We start from the raw sequence: 16,549 nt of genomic DNA, 5'->3' as shown, positions 1-16,549 counted from the left end.
GATCCGGCCCGCAATCCGGCGCGGGAGCGGTGGGGCGCCTGGGATCGGTGCGGGTGGGCCGGGCGCTGACGCCGGGAGGGCGTGGCGGGGGGCGCTCCCCCCGCCACCTGCCTTCGCGCCCCTCCCCCGCTTCGTCGTCGGCTGGAGGTCCGTCTGGATCAGGTCGGCCCGGACTGATCCAGACGGGGTTTCGCCTAGTGCGCCGCCGATTCCCAGTCCGGGCCCACGCCCACCGAGACGTCCAGGGGAGCCCTGAGCTGCACGGCGCCGGACATCTCGCGGCGGACGATCTCCTCCGCGGCCGTCCGCTCGCCGGGGGCGATCTCCAGGACGATTTCGTCGTGGACCTGGAGGAGCATGCGGGACTTCAGGTCCGCCGCCCGCAGCGCCTCGTCCACCTTCAGCATGGCGATCTTCACGATGTCGGCCGCCGTGCCCTGGATGGGCGCGTTGAGGGCCATGCGCTCGGCCGCCTCGCGGCGCTGGCGGTTGTCGCTGTTGAGGTCGGGCAGATAGCGGCGGCGGCCGAAGAGCGTCGCCGTGTAGCCCGTGGCCCGTGCCTCGTCGACCGCCCGGCGCAGATAGTCCCGCACCCCGCCGAAGCGCTCGAAGTACGCGTCCATCAGCGCCCGGGCCTCGGCCGCCTCGATGTTCAGCTGCTGGGAGAGGCCGAACGCGGACAGGCCGTAGGCCAGGCCGTACGACATCGCCTTGATCTTGCGGCGCATCTCCGCGTCCACCGCGCCGGGCTCGACGCCGAACACCCGGGACGCGGCCGTGGTGTGCAGGTCCTCGCCGGAGGTGAACGCCTCGATCAGGCCCTCGTCCTCGGAGAGGTGGGCCATCACGCGCAGTTCGATCTGGCTGTAGTCCGCGGTCATCAGGGACTCGAAGCCCTCGCCGACCACGAAGCCCCGGCGGATCGCCCGGCCCTCGTCGGTGCGCACGGGGATGTTCTGCAGGTTCGGGTCCGTGGAGGACAGACGTCCGGTCGCGGCCACCGTCTGGTTGAAGGTGGTGTGGATACGGCCGTCGCCCGCGATGGTCTTGATCAGGCCCTCGACGGTGACCCGCAGCTTCGCCTGCTCGCGGTGGCGCAGCATGATCACCGGCAGTTCGTTGTCGGTCTGGGTGGCGAGCCAGGCCAGCGCGTCGGCGTCCGTGGTGTAGCCGGTCTTGGTCTTCTTCGTCTTCGGCAGCGCCAGCTCGCCGAACAGGACCTCCTGGAGCTGCTTGGGCGAGCCCAGGTTGAACTCGCGGCCGGCCGCCGCGTGCGCCTCCTTCACGGCCTGCTGCACCGCGCCCGCGAACATCTGCTCCATCGCCCCGAAGTGCGTCCGGTCGGCGGCGATGCCGTGCCGCTCCATGCGGGCGAGCAGCGCGGAGGTGGGCAGCTCCATGTCCCGCAGCAGGTCGGCGGCGCCCACCTCCTCCAGGCGGCCCGTGAACGCCTCGCCCAGGTCCAGGACCGCGCGGGCCTGGATCATCAGGGCCTCGGCCTCGGCGCCCTCGTCCGCACCGAAGGCCAGCTGGCCGTCGGCGGTGGCGGCGGGCGTCAGCTCGCGGTGCAGGTACTCCAGCGACAGCGCGTCCAGGTCGAAGGAGCGGCGGCCCGGCTTGACCAGGTAGGCGGCGAGCGCGGTGTCCATGGTGACGCCGTCGACGCGCCAGCCGTGCTCCGCGAGGACCCGCATGGCGCCCTTGGCGTCGTGGAACACCTTGGGCCGGCCGGCGTCGGCCAGCCAGGCGGCGAACGCGTTCTCGTCGGCCTCGTCCAGCTCGGACGGGTCGAACCAGGCCGCCGCTCCGCCGGCCGCGGCGAGGGCGACCTCGGCGACCGAGCCGGCGCCCAAAGCCCAGGTCCCGACGGTGGCGACGCCCAGGGTCCCACTGCCGTGCTCGGCGAGCCAGGGGGCCAGCTCGCCGGTGCCCAGCACGCTGCCGTCGATCTCGACGCCGTCGGCGGTGACCGGGGCGGGCTCGGCCTCCTCCGTGCCGGGGTCGACGGCGAAGAGGCGCTCGCGCAGCGACGGGTTGCGGATCTCCAGCGTGTCCAGGACCATCGCCACGGCCTTGCGGTCGTACGGGGCGCGCTCCAGGTCGGTGACCGTCCTCGGCAGCTCGATCCGCCGCTCCAGCTCGGTCAGGACACGGTTGAGCTTGACGGACTCCAGGTGGTCGCGGAGGTTCTGGCCCGCCTTGCCCTTGACCTCGTCGACGCGCTCGACCAGCTCGGCGAAGGAGCCGAACTGGTTGATCCACTTCGCCGCGGTCTTCTCGCCGACGCCGGGGATGCCGGGGAGGTTGTCGGACGGGTCGCCGCGCAGCGCCGCGAAGTCCGGGTACTGGGCGGGCGTCAAGCCGTACTTCTCGAAAACCTTCTCCGGAGTGAACCGGGTCAGCTCCGAGACGCCCTTCGTCGGATACAGCACCGTGGTGTGCTCGCTGACCAGCTGGAAGGAGTCGCGGTCGCCGGTGACGATCAGCACGTCGAAGCCCTCGGCCTCGGCCTGGGTGGCGAGGGTGGCGATGATGTCGTCCGCCTCGTACCCCTCGACGGCGAAGCGCGGGGCGTGCATCGCGTCGAGCAGCTCGCCGATCAGCTCCACCTGGCCCTTGAACTCGTCCGGCGTCTTGGAGCGGTTCGCCTTGTACTCGGTGAACCGCTCGGAACGCCAGGTCTTGCGGGAGACGTCGAAGGCCACCGCGAAGTGCGTGGGCGCCTCGTCACGCAGGGTGTTGGCCAGCATCGACGCGAAGCCGTAGATCGCGTTCGTCGGCTGGCCGGTCGCGGTGGTGAAGTTCTCCGCGGGCAGCGCGAAGAACGCGCGGTAGGCCAGCGAGTGCCCGTCCATGAGCATCAGCCGGGGACGGGGACCGCCGGAGGTCTTGTCGGTCTGCTTCGGTGCTGTCTCTGCCACGTCCCCGATCCTGCCACGCCGCACCGACACCGCGGGCCGGACGGCCCCCTCGGGCCCGGGAGCGGTGCCGCGGTCACCTGCCGTGACGACGGTTCCGCACGGACGGCACCCGGCGCGACCGCCGCTGCCGGACCGTGCCGGGCCGACCCGGCCGCCGGACGACGCCGGGCGATCCGGTCGTCCGCGGTACCGGCGCGACCGTCCGGTTCCGTTGTCAGTGGGCCGTGGGAGGATCGGCAGCGGTTGTTCTCACACGCTGGCGAAGGGGAGGGCGCGATGGCGACCAAGCCGCCCAAGGGTGATCCGGTGCAGGACGCGCCGCGGGTCGCGGAGCCGAAGCACGCGGCGGCGGGGCTGCCGGCCATCGGGCACACGCTGCGCATCGCCCAGCGGCAGATGGGCGTGAAGCGCACCGCGCTGACGCTGCTGCGGGTGAACCAGAAGGACGGCTTCGACTGCCCGGGCTGCGCCTGGCCCGAGCCGGACCACCGGCACGCGGCGGAGTTCTGCGAGAACGGCGCCAAGGCGGTGGCGGAAGAGGCCACGCTCCGCCGGGTCACACCCGAGTTCTTCGCCGCGCACTCCGTCGCGGACCTCTCCGGCCGCAGCGGCTACTGGCTGGGCCAGCAGGGCCGGCTCACCCACCCCATGTACCTCCCCGAGGGCGGCACGCACTACGAGCCGGTCTCCTGGGAGCGGGCGTTCGACATCGTCGCCGAGGAGATCGCCGCCCTCGGCTCCCCGGACGAAGCCGTCTTCTACACCTCGGGCCGCACCAGCAACGAGGCCGCGTTCCTGTACCAGCTCTTCGCGCGCGAGCTGGGCACGAACAACCTGCCGGACTGCTCGAACATGTGCCACGAGTCGTCCGGGTCGGCGCTCGGCGAGACCATCGGCATCGGCAAGGGCAGCGTCCTGCTGGAGGATCTGCACCAGGCCGATCTGATCATCGTCGCGGGCCAGAACCCGGGCACCAACCATCCGCGCATGCTCTCCGCGCTGGAGCGGGCCAAGGCGAACGGCGCGAAGATCATCAGCGTCAACCCGCTGCCCGAGGCGGGCCTGGAGCGCTTCAAGAACCCCCAGACCCCGCAGGGCCTGGTGAAGGGCGCCGCCATCACCGACCTGTTCCTGCAGATCCGCATCGGCGGCGACCAGGCCCTCTTCCGGCTCCTCAACAAGCTGATCCTCCAGACGGAGGGCGCGGTCGACGAGGAGTTCGTCCGCGAGCACACCCACGGCTTCGAGGAGTTCGCGGCGGCCGCGCGCGCCGCCGGCTGGGACGAGACGCTGACCGCGACCGGCCTGACCCGCGCGGAGATCGAGCAGGCCCTCGGCATGGTCCTCGCCTCGCGGCGGACCATCGTCTGCTGGGCGATGGGCCTGACCCAGCACAAGCACTCGGTGCCGACCATCCGCGAGGTGGTCAACTTCCTGCTGCTGCGCGGCAACATCGGCCGCCCGGGCGCGGGCGTGTGCCCGGTGCGCGGACACAGCAACGTGCAGGGCGACCGGACCATGGGCATCTTCGAGCGGCCCGCCCCGGCCTTCCTCGACGCCCTGGAGAAGGAGTTCGGGTTCGTGCCGCCGCGCGAGCACGGCTTCGACGTCGTCCGGGCCATCCGCGCGCTGCGCGACGGCGAGGCGAAGGTCTTCTTCGCCATGGGCGGCAACTTCGTCTCCGCCTCGCCGGACACCGAGGTCACCGAGGCCGCGATGCGCCGGGCCCGGCTGACCGTGCACGTGTCGACCAAGCTGAACCGCTCGCACGTGGTCACGGGCGCGCGGGCGCTGATCCTGCCGACGCTGGGCCGGACCGAGCGCGATGTGCAGGCCGGCGGCGAGCAGTTCGTGACGGTCGAGGACTCCATGGGCATGGTGCACGCCTCCCGCGGGCGGCTCGCTCCCGCGAGCCCGCGGCTCAGGTCCGAGCCGGCCATCGTCTGCGGGCTGGCCCGCCGGGTGCTGGGCGAGCGCAGCGTCGTGCCGTGGGAGGAGTTCGCCAGGGACTACGGAACGATCCGGGACCGCATCGCGCGCGTCATCCCCGGTTTCGAGGACTTCAACGCGCGCGTGGCCCGCCCCGGCGGTTTCGCGCTGCCGCACGCCCCGCGCGACGAACGCCGGTTCCCGACCGCCACGGGCAAGGCCAACTTCACGGCGGCGCCGGTGGAGTACCCGGCGCTGCCCGAGGGCCGGCTGCTGCTCCAGACCCTGCGCTCGCACGACCAGTACAACACCACCATCTACGGCCTGGACGACCGTTACCGGGGCATCACGGGCGGACGCCGGGTGGTGCTGGTGCATCCCGAGGACGCGCGATCGCTCGGGGTCGAGGAGGGGGCGTACGTCGACCTGGTGAGCGAGTGGCGGGACGGCGTGGAGCGGCGGGCGCCCGGCTTCCGGGTGGTGCTGTATCCGACGGCCCGGGGATGCGCGGCGGCGTACTACCCCGAGACGAACGTCCTGGTGCCACTGGACGCCACCGCCGACACCAGCAACACCCCGGCCAGCAAGTCCGTCGTGGTGCGCCTGGAAGCCCACACCGGCGGCGCGCGGCGTCCTCTGGAACAATCGGCGGCCGACTGAGCGTTTGCTCAGTGAGCACTCTGGTGGACGACGAACGGAGCCGGCCCATGGGCGAGCAGCAGCGAGTGAAGTTCCCGCAGGAGGTCATCGACGAGTACGCGACGCTCGGCGTGGACCTGCCCGCCCTGTTCTCGGCCGGACACCTGGGCATGCGCATGGGCGTGCAGATCCTTGAGGCGTCGGCGGACAAGGTCGTCGGGACCATGCCGGTGGAGGGCAACACCCAGCCGTACGGCCTGCTGCACGGCGGCGCCTCCGCGGTGCTGGCGGAGACCCTGGGCTCGGTCGGCTCCATGCTGCACGGCGGCACCTCGAAGATCGCGGTCGGTGTGGACCTGAACTGCACGCACCACCGCGGGGTCCGCTCGGGCCTGGTGACCGGGGTGGCCACGCCGGTGCACCGGGGCCGGTCGACGGCGACGTACGAGATCGTGATCAGCGACGAGGAGGGCCGCCGGGTCTGCTCCGCCCGGCTCACCTGCCTGCTGCGGGACGCCCGCCCGGGCGAAGGCGCGCTCGTGCGGCCCGCCGCGAGCTGACCGGCGCGGACGGCGGCCGGACCACCACCCCGGCCGCCCCCGCCACGCCCGCCGCCCAAGCCGTTCCCGTCGACCGAGCCGTTCGTGTCGACCGAGCCGTCGCCGTTCCCGTCCCCTGCCTGCTCACCCCGCCTGTTCCGCCTGCGCCTGCCGCCGCCCACCGAGCCCAGGTGCCGCCGGACCGTCGCCCCGCCCGTGCCGCCGGAAGCGTTGCCTCCTGCCCCGTCCCCCCATAGCTTCGGCCCATGGGACGGCGAGGAGGCCCCCGGCCGGGAGCGAGGTTCCTGGTGCCGGCGTCGGTGCTGCCGGCACTGCTCTTCGTGGCGGGCTGCGCGGACCCGGGCGCCTCCCCGCACCCCGCGCACCGCACGCACTCGGCCACCACCCCGCACCCCGCCCGATCCGCCTCCGCACCGCCGGTCTCCGACGCCGCTCTCTGCACCCGGCTCGTCACCTACTGGGCCCGCGAGGTGCTCGACGGCGAGACCTACGGCGACTACCAGTCGATGGGCCTGTCCCACGGGCAGTACGACATCCTGAGGGATGCCGTGGACGCCGGGCGGGCCGCCGGAAAGCGCCAAGCGGCCGGTGACGTAACCGAGTTGATGGCCCGGCAGATCCGCGCCGAGTGCGCCGCGCGCTACCGCCACGGGCGGCCGGACGACACCCCCTGGACCTGAGCGGCACCGACCCGCCGGCACGGGACCGCCGACACCAGTCCGCCGGCACCAGTCCGCCGCCGCGGGACCGCCGGCACCAGCCCGCCGGCACCGGCCCGCCGCCGCGGGACCGCCGGAAGGGACCCGTCGTCGCCCGCCCGCATCGCCCGCTCCGCCCCGCCACCCGCCGTACGGCCCCGGCTTCGTCGTCCTACCGAGCGTGACCTCCCGGCCGCCGGCCGGCGTGACGCGTGGGGCGCGGCCGTACGCAAGTCGGCCCGTGCGGACGGAACTTACCGCTCCGTTCCGTACCCCCGCGGGCTCCGCCCGCAGGATCACCATAACGCCGCACACGACGAAATGCCGAAAGGCCCACAGGAATGCCGGATTCCCTTTCCTGCGCGTAACTCAGCGTAATACGCGCGCAATATATGCACAGACCTTCATCCCCTGCGGACACACACGGAAGGCCGTCCCGAGGACGGGAAGACGCCCGCGGCAACGGATTCGAGTAATCAGCAAAACAGCCGACACACCTGGGATGATCATGCTCAGTCCTGCGGGTTCTCAGCATGCGGACGGCGCGAATCCCCCTGAATTCCGCCTTCTCGACCACGGTGTACCGCTGTGCATTACGTCGTGTCATAACAAGAGCGTCACAGCCTGGGTCAGACTCTCCTCCACGTTCCCCACACACGCTTAGAGTCACGGCCAGTCACCGCGCCTTCGGATTGTCAATTCAGCGCGGCGCGCGACTCGGCCGCTTCCATGGGGAGGCGGTTGTGCCTGGGGAAAGGACTGATCGTGCGTCAACGTTCGCTTATCGCCATCACCGCCGCGCTGGCGGCGGGAGCACTCACCCTCACCGCCTGCGGTTCGCGCGACAGCGGCGACAAGGAGGGCACCGGCGCGGGCGACGGCGGCACCACCGTCGTCATCGGCGTCGACTCGCCCCTGACCGGCGACCTGTCCGCCATGGGCCTCGGCATCAAGAACTCGGCGGACCTCGCCGCCAAGAACGCCAACAAGCAGAACTTCGTCAAGGGCGTCACCTTCAAGGTCGAAGCCCTCGACGACCAGGCGCAGCCCTCCGCCGGCCAGCAGAACGCCACCAAGTTCGTCTCCGAGCAGGAGGTCCTCGGAGTCGTCGGCCCGCTGAACTCCTCGGTCGCCGAGTCGATGCAGAAGGTCTTCGACGACGCCAAACTGGCCCAGGTCTCCCCCGCCAACACCGGCCCGTCCCTCTCCCAGGGCGCGGACTGGCAGCACAAGAAGGTCCGCCCCTACAAGGCGTACTTCCGCACCGCGACCACGGACGCCATCCAGGGCCCGTTCGCCGCCCAGTACGTGTACAACACCGCCAAGAAGAAGAAGGTCTTCGTCATCGACGACAAGAAGACCTACGGCTCCGGGCTCGCGGCCACCTTCACCGACGAGTTCAAGAAGCTGGGCGGCAAGGTCGTCGGCACCGAGCACATCAACCCCGACGCCAAGGACTTCTCCGCGGTCGCCACCAAGGTGAAGAACTCGGGCGCCGAGATCGTCTACTACGGCGGCGAGTACCCGCAGGCCGGCCCGCTGAGCAAGCAGATCAAGGCCGCCGGCGCCAAGATACCGCTGGTCGGCGGCGACGGCGTCAAGGACGACACGTACATGAAGCTGGCGGGCGCCGAGAGCACCGGCGACCTCGCCACCTCCGTCGGCGCCCCGGTCGAGGACCTGCCCTCCGCCAAGACGTTCGTCTCCGACTACAAGGCGGCCGGCTACAAGGAGGGGTACTCCGCCTACGGCGGCTACTCCTACGACTCCGCCTGGGCCGTCATCGAGGCCGTGAAGAAGGTCGTCGACGCGAACGGCGGCAAGCTGCCCTCCGACGCCCGCGCCAAGGTCACCGAGGCCATGCAGAACGTGTCCTTCGACGGCGTGACCGGCAAGGTCTCCTTCGACGAGTTCGGCGACGCCACCAACAAGCAGCTGACCGTGTACGCCGTGAAGAACGGTGCCTGGGTGCCCGTCAAGTCCGGTACCTACGCCGGCTGACCGGCGCCCGTACCACCCGAGGGCCGCGCGGGGCGCTGTTCCACTGGCGCCCCGCGCGGACTCGCATCCGGCCCCATCCCTCGCACTTTCCGAACGCTCGGAGGACATGCGGTGAACGAACTGCCGCAGCAGCTGGTCAACGGCCTGCTCCTAGGATCCATGTACGGGCTCGTCGCCATCGGCTACACCATGGTCTACGGCATCGTCCAGCTCATCAACTTCGCCCACGGCGAGATATTCATGACCGGAGCCTTCGGCGCGCTCACCGTCTGGCTCTGGCTCCCCGGCGGCACCACCATGTGGATCGCGCTGCCGCTGATGATCGTCGGCGCGGTCGTCGTCGCGGTCGCCATCGCCGTAGGGGCGGAACGATTCGCCTACCGGCCCCTCCGCACCGCCCCACGCCTCGCCCCCCTCATCACCGCCATCGGCCTCTCCCTGGCCCTCCAGCAGGCGGTCTGGGCCTGGTACCCGGAGGCGAAGTCCGCGCGCACCTTCCCGCAGATCGCCGGCGGCCCCTTCGAGATCGGCAGCGTCACCATCCAGACCGGGGACATCTTCCTCGTCGCCGCCGCCCCCATCAGCATGGCGATCCTCGCCTACTTCGTCATGAAGACCCGCACCGGCCGCGGCATGCAGGCCACCGCCCAGGACCCCGACACCGCCAAACTGATGGGCGTCAACACCGACCGCATCATCGTGATCGCCTTCGCGCTCGGCGCCGCGTTCGCCGCCGTCGGAGCCGTCGCCTACGGCCTGAAGTACGGCGAGATCAACTTCCGCATGGGCTTCATCCTCGGCCTGAAGGCGTTCACCGCGGCCGTCCTCGGCGGCATCGGCAACATCTACGGCGCCATGATCGGCGGCGTGGTCCTCGGCGTCGCCGAGACCCTGGCCACCGCCTACATCGCCGACATCCCCGGCATGGACAAGTTCGGCAGCCAGTCCTGGGCCGACGTCTGGGCCTTCGTACTCCTCATCCTCGTACTGCTGTTCAGGCCGCAGGGCCTGCTCGGCGAACGTGTCGCGGACAGGGCGTGAGACCGATGACCACACAGACCACCGCACCCGAAACCCCCGCCGCCCGCACGGCCGGCACCCCCTCCGGCCTGCTGCCCCTGCCCGAGAAGGCCGCCCGCGCCCTCGCCCTCGGCGGCAGCCTCCTGACGGCCGTCTCCACCTTCCTCGCCTGGACCTGGACCTCCGCGTTCCCCGGCGACCTCACCGTCTACGGCTACCCCGGCGGCCTCCAGGTCCTCGTCCTCATCGGCGCGCTCCTCGCCACCGTGTACGCACTCGCCTCCTACGGCGTCCCCGGCCTCGGCGCACTCGCACCCGCCGGACCCGACGCGGCCCTGCGGTTCGCCACCCTGGCCACCTTCGCCACCAGCTGGTACACGGTCCTCGCGATCAGCACCGACCTCGGCGGCGTCGTCAACCTGGAACCCGGCGGCATCCTCGTCGCCGTAGCCAGCCTCGCCGCCTTCGCCGGCGCGCTCGCCCTGCCCTTCCAGCGGCCCGCGCCCGACCCGGCCGACCCCGACGACACCGGCTGGGAGAAGACCAGGCACGGCCTCGCCCACAAGTGGACCACCACCAAGGCCGTCTTCGCCGCCGGCCCGCCCCGGCCCGCGCCCGCCCTCCCGCCGTACGCCGAGATCCTGGTCATCGTCGCCATGCTCGCGCTCGGCCTCGCCGTCTTCACCTACGGCATCGGCACCGAGTACGACGAACTGTTCATCGGCTTCCTGCTCACCGCCGGACTCGGATTCGCCGCCCTCACCAAAGCCGGCCTCATCGCCCACGTCTCACAGATCGCCTCCCGCCACACCGGCATCACCACCTGCGGCGCCTTCGCCGCCGCCGCCCTGTTCCCCTTCACCCAGACCAACGACCAGTACGCCACCCTCGGCGTCTACATCCTCATCTTCGCCACCGTCGCCCTCGGCCTGAACATCGTCGTCGGCCTCGCCGGCCTCCTCGACCTCGGCTACGTCGCCTTCCTCGGCGTCGGCGCCTACGCCGCGGCCCTGGTCTCCGGCTCCCCCAGCTCACCGTTCCACGTGCACTTCCCGTTCTGGGCCGCCGTCCTCGTCGGCGCCGCCGCCTCCCTGGTCTTCGGCGTCCTCATCGGCGCCCCCACCCTCCGGCTGCGCGGCGACTACCTCGCCATCGTCACCCTCGGCTTCGGCGAGATCTTCCGCATCACCGCCAACAACCTCGACGGCACCTCCGGACCCGACCTCACCAACGGCTCCAACGGCATCTCCTCGATCCCCAACCTCGACGTCCTCGGCTTCGACTTCGGCGCCCCGCACGCCATGGGCGGCTTCACCATCGGCCGGTTCGCCAACTACTTCTTCCTCATGCTGATCATCACCGCGGTCGTGGTGCTGGTCTTCCGCCGCAGCGGCAACTCCCGCATCGGACGCGCCTGGGTCGCCATCCGCGAGGACGAGACCGCCGCACTCGCCATGGGCATCAACGGCTTCCGGGTCAAGCTCATCGCCTTCGCCGTCGGCGCCTCCCTCGCCGGCCTCGCCGGCACCGTCCAGGCCCACGTCACCTACACCGTGACCCCCGAGCAGTACCTGTTCGCCGGACCCATCCCGCCCAACTCCGCCTTCCTGCTCGCCGCGGTCGTCCTCGGCGGCATGGGCACCATCAGCGGCCCCCTCATCGGCGCCGCCCTGCTCTTCCTCATCCCGAACAAACTCCAGTTCCTCGGCAACTACCAGCTCTTCGCCTTCGGCCTCGCACTCGTCCTGCTGATGCGGTTCCGCCCCGAGGGCCTCATCCCCAACCGCCGCCGCCAGCTCGAATTCCACGAAGAGGCACCGGCGCCCACCCTCCTGACGAAGGCGGGGGCCTGACCACCATGACCACCGACACCACCACCCGCGGCACCGCCCCCGGCGCCCCCGCACCCCGCACCACCGTCCTCGACGCCCGCGGCGTGACCATGCGCTTCGGCGGCCTGACCGCCGTACGCGGCGTCGACCTCACCGTCGGCGCCGGCGAGATCGTCGGCCTCATCGGCCCCAACGGCGCCGGCAAGACGACCTTCTTCAACTGCCTGACCGGCCTCTACGTCCCCACCGAGGGCGAAGTCCGCTACCAGGGCAACGTCCTGCCGCCCACCCCCTTCAAGGTCACCGCCGCCGGCATCGCCCGCACCTTCCAGAACATCCGGCTGTTCGCCAACATGACCGTCCTGGAGAACGTGCTCGTCGGCCGGCACACCCGCACCAAGGAGGGCTTCTGGTCCGCCGTCCTGCGCGGCCCCGGCTTCCACCGGGCCGAAAAAGCCTCCAAGGACCGGGCCATGGAACTCCTCGCCTTCATCGGCCTGGACCACAAGGCCGACCACCTCGCCCGCAACCTCCCCTACGGCGAACAGCGCAAACTGGAGATCGCCCGCGCCCTCGCCAGCGAACCCGGCCTGCTGCTCCTCGACGAACCCACCGCCGGCATGAACCCGCAGGAGACCCGGGTCACCGAGGAACTCGTCTTCGCCATCCGCGACATGGGCATCGCCGTCCTCGTCATCGAGCACGACATGCGCTTCATCTTCAACCTGTGCGACCGCGTCGCCGTACTCGTCCAGGGCGAGAAGCTGATCGAAGGCGACAGCGCCACCGTCCAGGGCGACGAACGGGTGGTCGCGGCCTACCTCGGCGAACCCTTCGAGGACGCGCCCGGCGCCGAGGAGGCGGCCGAGGTCGCGGCCGCCGAGGCCCACGCCGAGACCACGAAGGACGCCGCGCCCGGCAAGGAGAACGACCGATGACCGCACTGCTCGAAGTCGAGGACCTGCGGGTCGCCTACGGCAAGATCGAAGCCGTCAAGGGCATCTCCTTCACCGTCGACGCCGGCCAGGTGGTCACCCTCATCGGCACCAACGGCGCCGGCAAGACCACCACCCTGCGCACCCTGTCCGGACTGCTCAAGCCGGCCGGCGGACAGATCAGGTTCAACGGCAGATCGCTGAAGAAGGTCCCGGCCCACGAGGTGGTCTCGCTGGGCCTCGCCCACTCGCCCGAGGGGCGGCACATCTTCCCGCGCATGACCATCGAGGACAACCTGCGCCTCGGCGCGTTCCTGCGCAGCGACCGGCCGGGTATCGAACAGGACATCCAGCGCGCCTACGACCTGTTCCCCATCCTCGGCGAACGCCGCAAGCAGGCCGCCGGCACCCTGTCCGGCGGCGAGCAGCAGATGCTGGCGATGGGCAGGGCGCTGATGTCCCGGCCCAAGCTGCTGATGCTCGACGAGCCGTCGATGGGACTGTCGCCGATCATGATGCAGAAGATCATGGCGACGATCGCCGAGCTGAAGGCGCAGGGGACGACGATCCTGCTGGTCGAGCAGAACGCCCAGGCGGCGCTCTCGCTCGCGGATCAGGGACATGTCATGGAGATCGGCACGATCGTCCTGTCCGGAACGGGACGGGACCTGCTCCACGACGAATCGGTCCGCAAGGCCTACCTCGGCGAGGACTGAACCTCACAGGCGGTCCGCCACGGCGGACCGCACCGTTCCCCGCGCCCCACGGCCGGCGCGGGGAACGCCGGCAAGAACGGTCAGCCCTTCTTCGCGGCCTTCTTCTCGTCGTTGTCCGCGATGACCGCCTCCGCGACCTGCTGCATCGACATCCGGCGGTCCATGGAGGTCTTCTGGATCCAGCGGAAGGCGGCCGGCTCGGTCAGGCCGTACTCGGTCTGCAGGATCGACTTCGCCCGGTCGACCAGCTTGCGGGTCTCCAGCCGCTGGGAGAGGTCGGCGACCTCCTGCTCCAGCTGCTTCAGCTCGGTGAACCGGGAGACGGCCATCTCGATCGCCGGCACGACGTCGCTCTTGCTGAACGGCTTCACCAGATACGCCATCGCACCGGCGTCCCGGGCCCGCTCGACGAGGTCGCGCTGCGAGAAGGCGGTGAGCATCAGGACCGGCGCGATGGACTCCTCGGCGATCTTCTCGGCCGCGGAGATGCCGTCCAGCTTGGGCATCTTCACATCCAGGATGACCAGGTCCGGCCGGTGCTCGCGGGCCAGCTCGACGGCCTGCTCGCCGTCCCCGGCCTCACCGACGACGCTGTACCCCTCCTCCTCCAGCATCTCTTTGAGGTCGAGCCGGATCAGCGCCTCGTCCTCCGCGATGACGACACGGGTCGTCAGCGGAGGCACGTGCGACTTGTCCTCGTCGGTCACGTCTACGGGCTGGGGCGACTCGGGGGCGGTCACGGAGGCTCCTTGGTCCAGGGCAGGGGCTCTGCTTCCAGCAGGGTACCTAGCTGCGGGGATGAGCGGTGAACCGGTACACTTCCCACGGCCCCCTCGCCTGCCCGGTTGGAGGAACTGGTCAGACTCGCGGCACTCAAAATGCCGTGCCCTTCGGGCATGTGGGTTCGAATCCCACACCGGGCACCGCAGTACGAAGCGGAGGATCACGTTCGCGTGGTTCTCCGCTTTTTTCGCGTGTCGGCACGGGCGCCCACACAGAGTGTCCGCATGAACGTCTACAGCACTGAAGTGCGACAGAAGGCCCTCACGCTGCTCCGGGGCGGCGCGAGAAACGCGGACGTGGCGCAGCACCTGCACGTGCCCGAGGGGACAATCGGCTACTGGAAGCACCTCGACCGGGTCCGACGCGGCGAGTGTCCCGGGCGGCATAGTCCACCATGCCCGCGGTGCGACGGCCGCCCGCTCGACGAGGTGGCCTACGGCTATCTTCTGGGCCTTTATCTCGGCGACGGCCACATCAGCCGCTACTCCGGGCACCGGGTGCCCAACCTCATGATCACGTGCTCGGATGCGTGGCCCGCCGTGATGGACGCGTGCGAGTCGGCTATGCGCGCCGTGTTCCCCGCGAACTCGGTGTGCCGGGTGCGGAAACAGGGCTGCCACAACGTGAAGGTCTACTCGATGCACCTGTCCTGCCTGTTCCCCCAGCACGGGCCCGGGAAGAAGCATGAGCGTCCGATCGTGCTCGAGCCCTGGCAGTGGGCGATCGTCCGGGACCACCCCTGGGAGTTCGTCCGGGGTCTCGTCCACTCCGACGGCTGCCGGGTCACCAACTGGACGACCCGGACGGTCGCCGGTGAGCGCAAGCGGTACGAGTATCCGCGCTACTTCTTCTGCAACAAGTCGGACGACATCCGCGGGCTCTTCACGGACGCTCTCGACCTGGTCGGCGTGGAGTGGACCACCCTGGCCCGCGGCGGCGCCCCGTTCACCGTCTCCGTCGCCCGCAGGGCCTCCGTAGCCCTCATGGATCTCCACGTCGGGCCGAAGCGCTGATCCCGGCCCCCGTCACTTCGGGCTGTCGTCCTCGCCGATGTGGTGGACCCGCACCATGTTGGTGGCGCCGGAGACGCCGGGCGGGGAGCCGGCGGTGATCACCACGACGTCGCCCTTCCGGCAGCGGCCGTACTTCAGCAGCAGCTCGTCGACCTGGTCGACCATGGCGTCGGTGGAGTCCACGTGCGGGCCGAGGAAGGTCTCGGCGCCCCAGGTGAGGCTGAGCTGGGAGCGGGTGGCCGGCTCCGGGGTGAAGGCCAGGAGCGGGATCGGCGAGCGGTAGCGGGACAGGCGGCGGGCGGTGTCCCCGGACTGGGTGAACGCGACCAGGAACTTGGCGCCGAGGAAGTCGCCCATCTCGGCGGCGGCCCGTGCGACCGCGCCGCCCTGGGTGCGCGGCTTGCTCCGCTCGGTCAGCGGCGGCAGCCCCTTGGCGAGCATGTCCTCCTCGGCCGCGGCGACGATCTTCGCCATGGTGCGCACGGTTTCGACCGGGTACTTGCCGACGCTGGTCTCGCCCGAGAGCATCACCGCGTCCGTGCCGTCGAGGACCGCGTTGGCCACGTCGGACGCCTCGGCGCGGGTGGGCCGGGAGTTCTCGATCATGGAGTCGAGCATCTGGGTGGCGACGATCACCGGTTTGGCGTTGCGCCGGGCGAGTGCGACGGCGCGTTTCTGGACCATCGGCACCTGTTCGAGCGGCATCTCGACGCCCAGGTCGCCGCGCGCGACCATCAGGCCGTCGAAGGCGGCCACGATGCCGTCGAGGTTCCGTACCGCCTGGGGTTTCTCGATCTTGGCGATGACCGGGAGGCGGCGGCCTTCCTCGGCCATGATCCGGTGGACGTCGAGGGCGTCGTCGCCGCTGCGGACGAAGGAGAGGGCGATCACGTCGAAGCCGGTGCGCAGTGCCCAGCGCAGGTCGTCCTCGTCCTTCTTGGACAGGGCGGGGACGGAGACGGCGACGCCGGGGAGGTTGAGGCCCTTGTGGTCGGAGACGACGCCGCCTTCGATCACCCGGGTGTGCACGCGGGGGCCGTCGACGGCGGTGACCTCCAGGCAGACCTTGCCGTCGTCGACGAGGACGCGTTCGCCGGGGGTGACGTCGGCGGCGAGGCCGGCGTAGGTGGTGCCGCACTGGTGGCGGTCGCCTTCGGCGCCGTCTTCGACGGTGAGGGTGAAGGTGTCGCCGCGTTCAAGGAGTACGGGGCCTTCGGTGAAGCGGCCGAGGCGGATCTTCGGGCCCTGAAGGTCGGCGAGGATGCCGACGCTGCGGCCGGTTTCGTCGGCCGCTCGGCGGACGCGCTGGTAGCGCTCCTCGTGCTCGGCCTGGGTGCCGTGGCTGAGGTTGAACCGGGCGACGTCCATTCCGGCCTGGACCAGTGCCTTGATCTGGTCGTACGAGTCGGTGGCGGGCCCCAGGGTACAGACGATCTTTGCTCGGCGCATGAGTCGAGCCTAGGGCTTACCCGTGGGTAGGGACTCGGTGTCGTATGACCACT

The 16,549-nt window shown here is 70.8% G+C and carries 12 protein-coding genes and 1 tRNA gene; 10 read left to right on the top strand and 3 right to left on the bottom strand.

The genetic code is table 11. From position 1 onward, the window contains the following. Window positions 1-194: 194 nt before the first annotated feature. The gene (gene polA, locus ACZ4SV_RS19630; protein ID WP_468005762.1) at window positions 195-2,921 is read right to left on the bottom strand and encodes a DNA polymerase I; all 2,727 of its coding nucleotides are present in this window, start codon (window positions 2,919-2,921) and stop codon (window positions 195-197) included. Window positions 2,922-3,197: 276 nt separating this feature from the next. On the opposite strand from polA, the gene ACZ4SV_RS19625 reads away from it, so the two are divergent. The 8 genes from ACZ4SV_RS19625 to ACZ4SV_RS19590 all read left to right on the top strand — a co-directional run bounded on the left by ACZ4SV_RS19625 (window position 3,198) and on the right by ACZ4SV_RS19590 (window position 13,251). Next, window positions 3,198-5,510, top strand: a complete 2,313-nt coding sequence (locus ACZ4SV_RS19625) for an FdhF/YdeP family oxidoreductase (protein WP_468005760.1) — start codon at window positions 3,198-3,200, stop codon at window positions 5,508-5,510. A gap of 47 nt (window positions 5,511-5,557) precedes the next feature. After that, entirely contained in the window at window positions 5,558-6,049 is a 492-nt protein-coding gene (locus ACZ4SV_RS19620; protein WP_365880321.1) for a hotdog fold thioesterase, read from the top strand. Between the two features lie 245 nt (window positions 6,050-6,294). Beyond that, the gene (locus ACZ4SV_RS19615; protein ID WP_468005758.1) at window positions 6,295-6,729 is read left to right on the top strand and encodes a hypothetical protein; all 435 of its coding nucleotides are present in this window, start codon (window positions 6,295-6,297) and stop codon (window positions 6,727-6,729) included. Window positions 6,730-7,512: 783 nt separating this feature from the next. After that, window positions 7,513-8,748, top strand: coding sequence for a branched-chain amino acid ABC transporter substrate-binding protein (locus ACZ4SV_RS19610; protein ID WP_468005756.1), 1,236 nt, complete (start codon window positions 7,513-7,515; stop codon window positions 8,746-8,748). A 111-nt stretch (window positions 8,749-8,859) separates the two neighbouring features. Beyond that, on the top strand, window positions 8,860-9,789 hold the full coding sequence (locus tag ACZ4SV_RS19605) for a branched-chain amino acid ABC transporter permease (RefSeq protein WP_365883344.1): 930 nt from the start codon (window positions 8,860-8,862) through the stop codon (window positions 9,787-9,789). 5 nt (window positions 9,790-9,794) lie between these two features. Then, a complete protein-coding gene (locus tag ACZ4SV_RS19600) occupies window positions 9,795-11,621 on the top strand; it encodes a branched-chain amino acid ABC transporter permease (RefSeq protein ID WP_468005754.1) in 1,827 nt (608 codons plus the stop codon). A gap of 5 nt (window positions 11,622-11,626) precedes the next feature. Then, window positions 11,627-12,538 (top strand): ABC transporter ATP-binding protein, encoded by a 912-nt coding sequence (locus ACZ4SV_RS19595; protein WP_397940713.1) that lies wholly within the window; start codon window positions 11,627-11,629, stop codon window positions 12,536-12,538. Continuing rightward, complete coding sequence (locus tag ACZ4SV_RS19590) at window positions 12,535-13,251, top strand: ABC transporter ATP-binding protein (RefSeq protein ID WP_397940711.1); 717 nt, start codon at window positions 12,535-12,537, stop codon at window positions 13,249-13,251. Before ACZ4SV_RS19595 ends, ACZ4SV_RS19590 begins: the two co-directional genes overlap by 4 nt. Window positions 13,252-13,331: 80 nt before the next feature. Here the strand turns inward: ACZ4SV_RS19590 and ACZ4SV_RS19585 are convergent, their stop codons facing one another. Continuing rightward, window positions 13,332-13,991 carry an ANTAR domain-containing response regulator gene (locus tag ACZ4SV_RS19585; RefSeq protein WP_468005751.1) on the bottom strand — a complete coding sequence of 220 codons (660 nt, stop codon included), beginning with the start codon at window positions 13,989-13,991 and terminating at the stop codon, window positions 13,332-13,334. 99 nt (window positions 13,992-14,090) lie between these two features. On the opposite strand from ACZ4SV_RS19585, the gene ACZ4SV_RS19580 reads away from it, so the two are divergent. Further along, a tRNA-Leu gene (locus ACZ4SV_RS19580) sits at window positions 14,091-14,174 on the top strand. Between the two features lie 84 nt (window positions 14,175-14,258). Further along, window positions 14,259-15,047 carry a helix-turn-helix domain-containing protein gene (locus ACZ4SV_RS19575; protein WP_468005749.1) on the top strand — a complete coding sequence of 263 codons (789 nt, stop codon included), beginning with the start codon at window positions 14,259-14,261 and terminating at the stop codon, window positions 15,045-15,047. A gap of 12 nt (window positions 15,048-15,059) precedes the next feature. Here ACZ4SV_RS19575 and pyk read toward each other — a convergent pair whose 3' ends face one another. Next, window positions 15,060-16,496, bottom strand: a complete 1,437-nt coding sequence (gene pyk / locus ACZ4SV_RS19570) for a pyruvate kinase (protein WP_365941742.1) — start codon at window positions 16,494-16,496, stop codon at window positions 15,060-15,062. Window positions 16,497-16,549 lie beyond the last annotated feature (53 nt).

The sequence above is a fragment of the Streptomyces sp. NPDC027672 genome, assembly GCF_055566335.1.
The sequence above is the reverse complement of the archived record's forward strand: the minus strand, read 5'-3'. Positions and strand labels throughout refer to the sequence as shown.

Bases quoted from the DNA above. Each gene is read 5' to 3' on its own strand.
- ACZ4SV_RS19595 (WP_397940713.1), top strand. From the start codon at position 11,627: ATGACCACCGACACCACCACCCGCGGCACCGCCCCCGGCGCCCCCGCA.
- pyk (WP_365941742.1), bottom strand. From the start codon at position 16,496: ATGCGCCGAGCAAAGATCGTCTGTACCCTGGGGCCCGCCACCGACTCG.
- ACZ4SV_RS19600 (WP_468005754.1), top strand. From the start codon at position 9,795: ATGACCACACAGACCACCGCACCCGAAACCCCCGCCGCCCGCACGGCC.
- ACZ4SV_RS19615 (WP_468005758.1), top strand. From the start codon at position 6,295: ATGGGACGGCGAGGAGGCCCCCGGCCGGGAGCGAGGTTCCTGGTGCCG.
- ACZ4SV_RS19625 (WP_468005760.1), top strand. From the start codon at position 3,198: ATGGCGACCAAGCCGCCCAAGGGTGATCCGGTGCAGGACGCGCCGCGG.
- ACZ4SV_RS19620 (WP_365880321.1), top strand. From the start codon at position 5,558: ATGGGCGAGCAGCAGCGAGTGAAGTTCCCGCAGGAGGTCATCGACGAG.
- ACZ4SV_RS19575 (WP_468005749.1), top strand. From the start codon at position 14,259: ATGAACGTCTACAGCACTGAAGTGCGACAGAAGGCCCTCACGCTGCTC.
- ACZ4SV_RS19590 (WP_397940711.1), top strand. From the start codon at position 12,535: ATGACCGCACTGCTCGAAGTCGAGGACCTGCGGGTCGCCTACGGCAAG.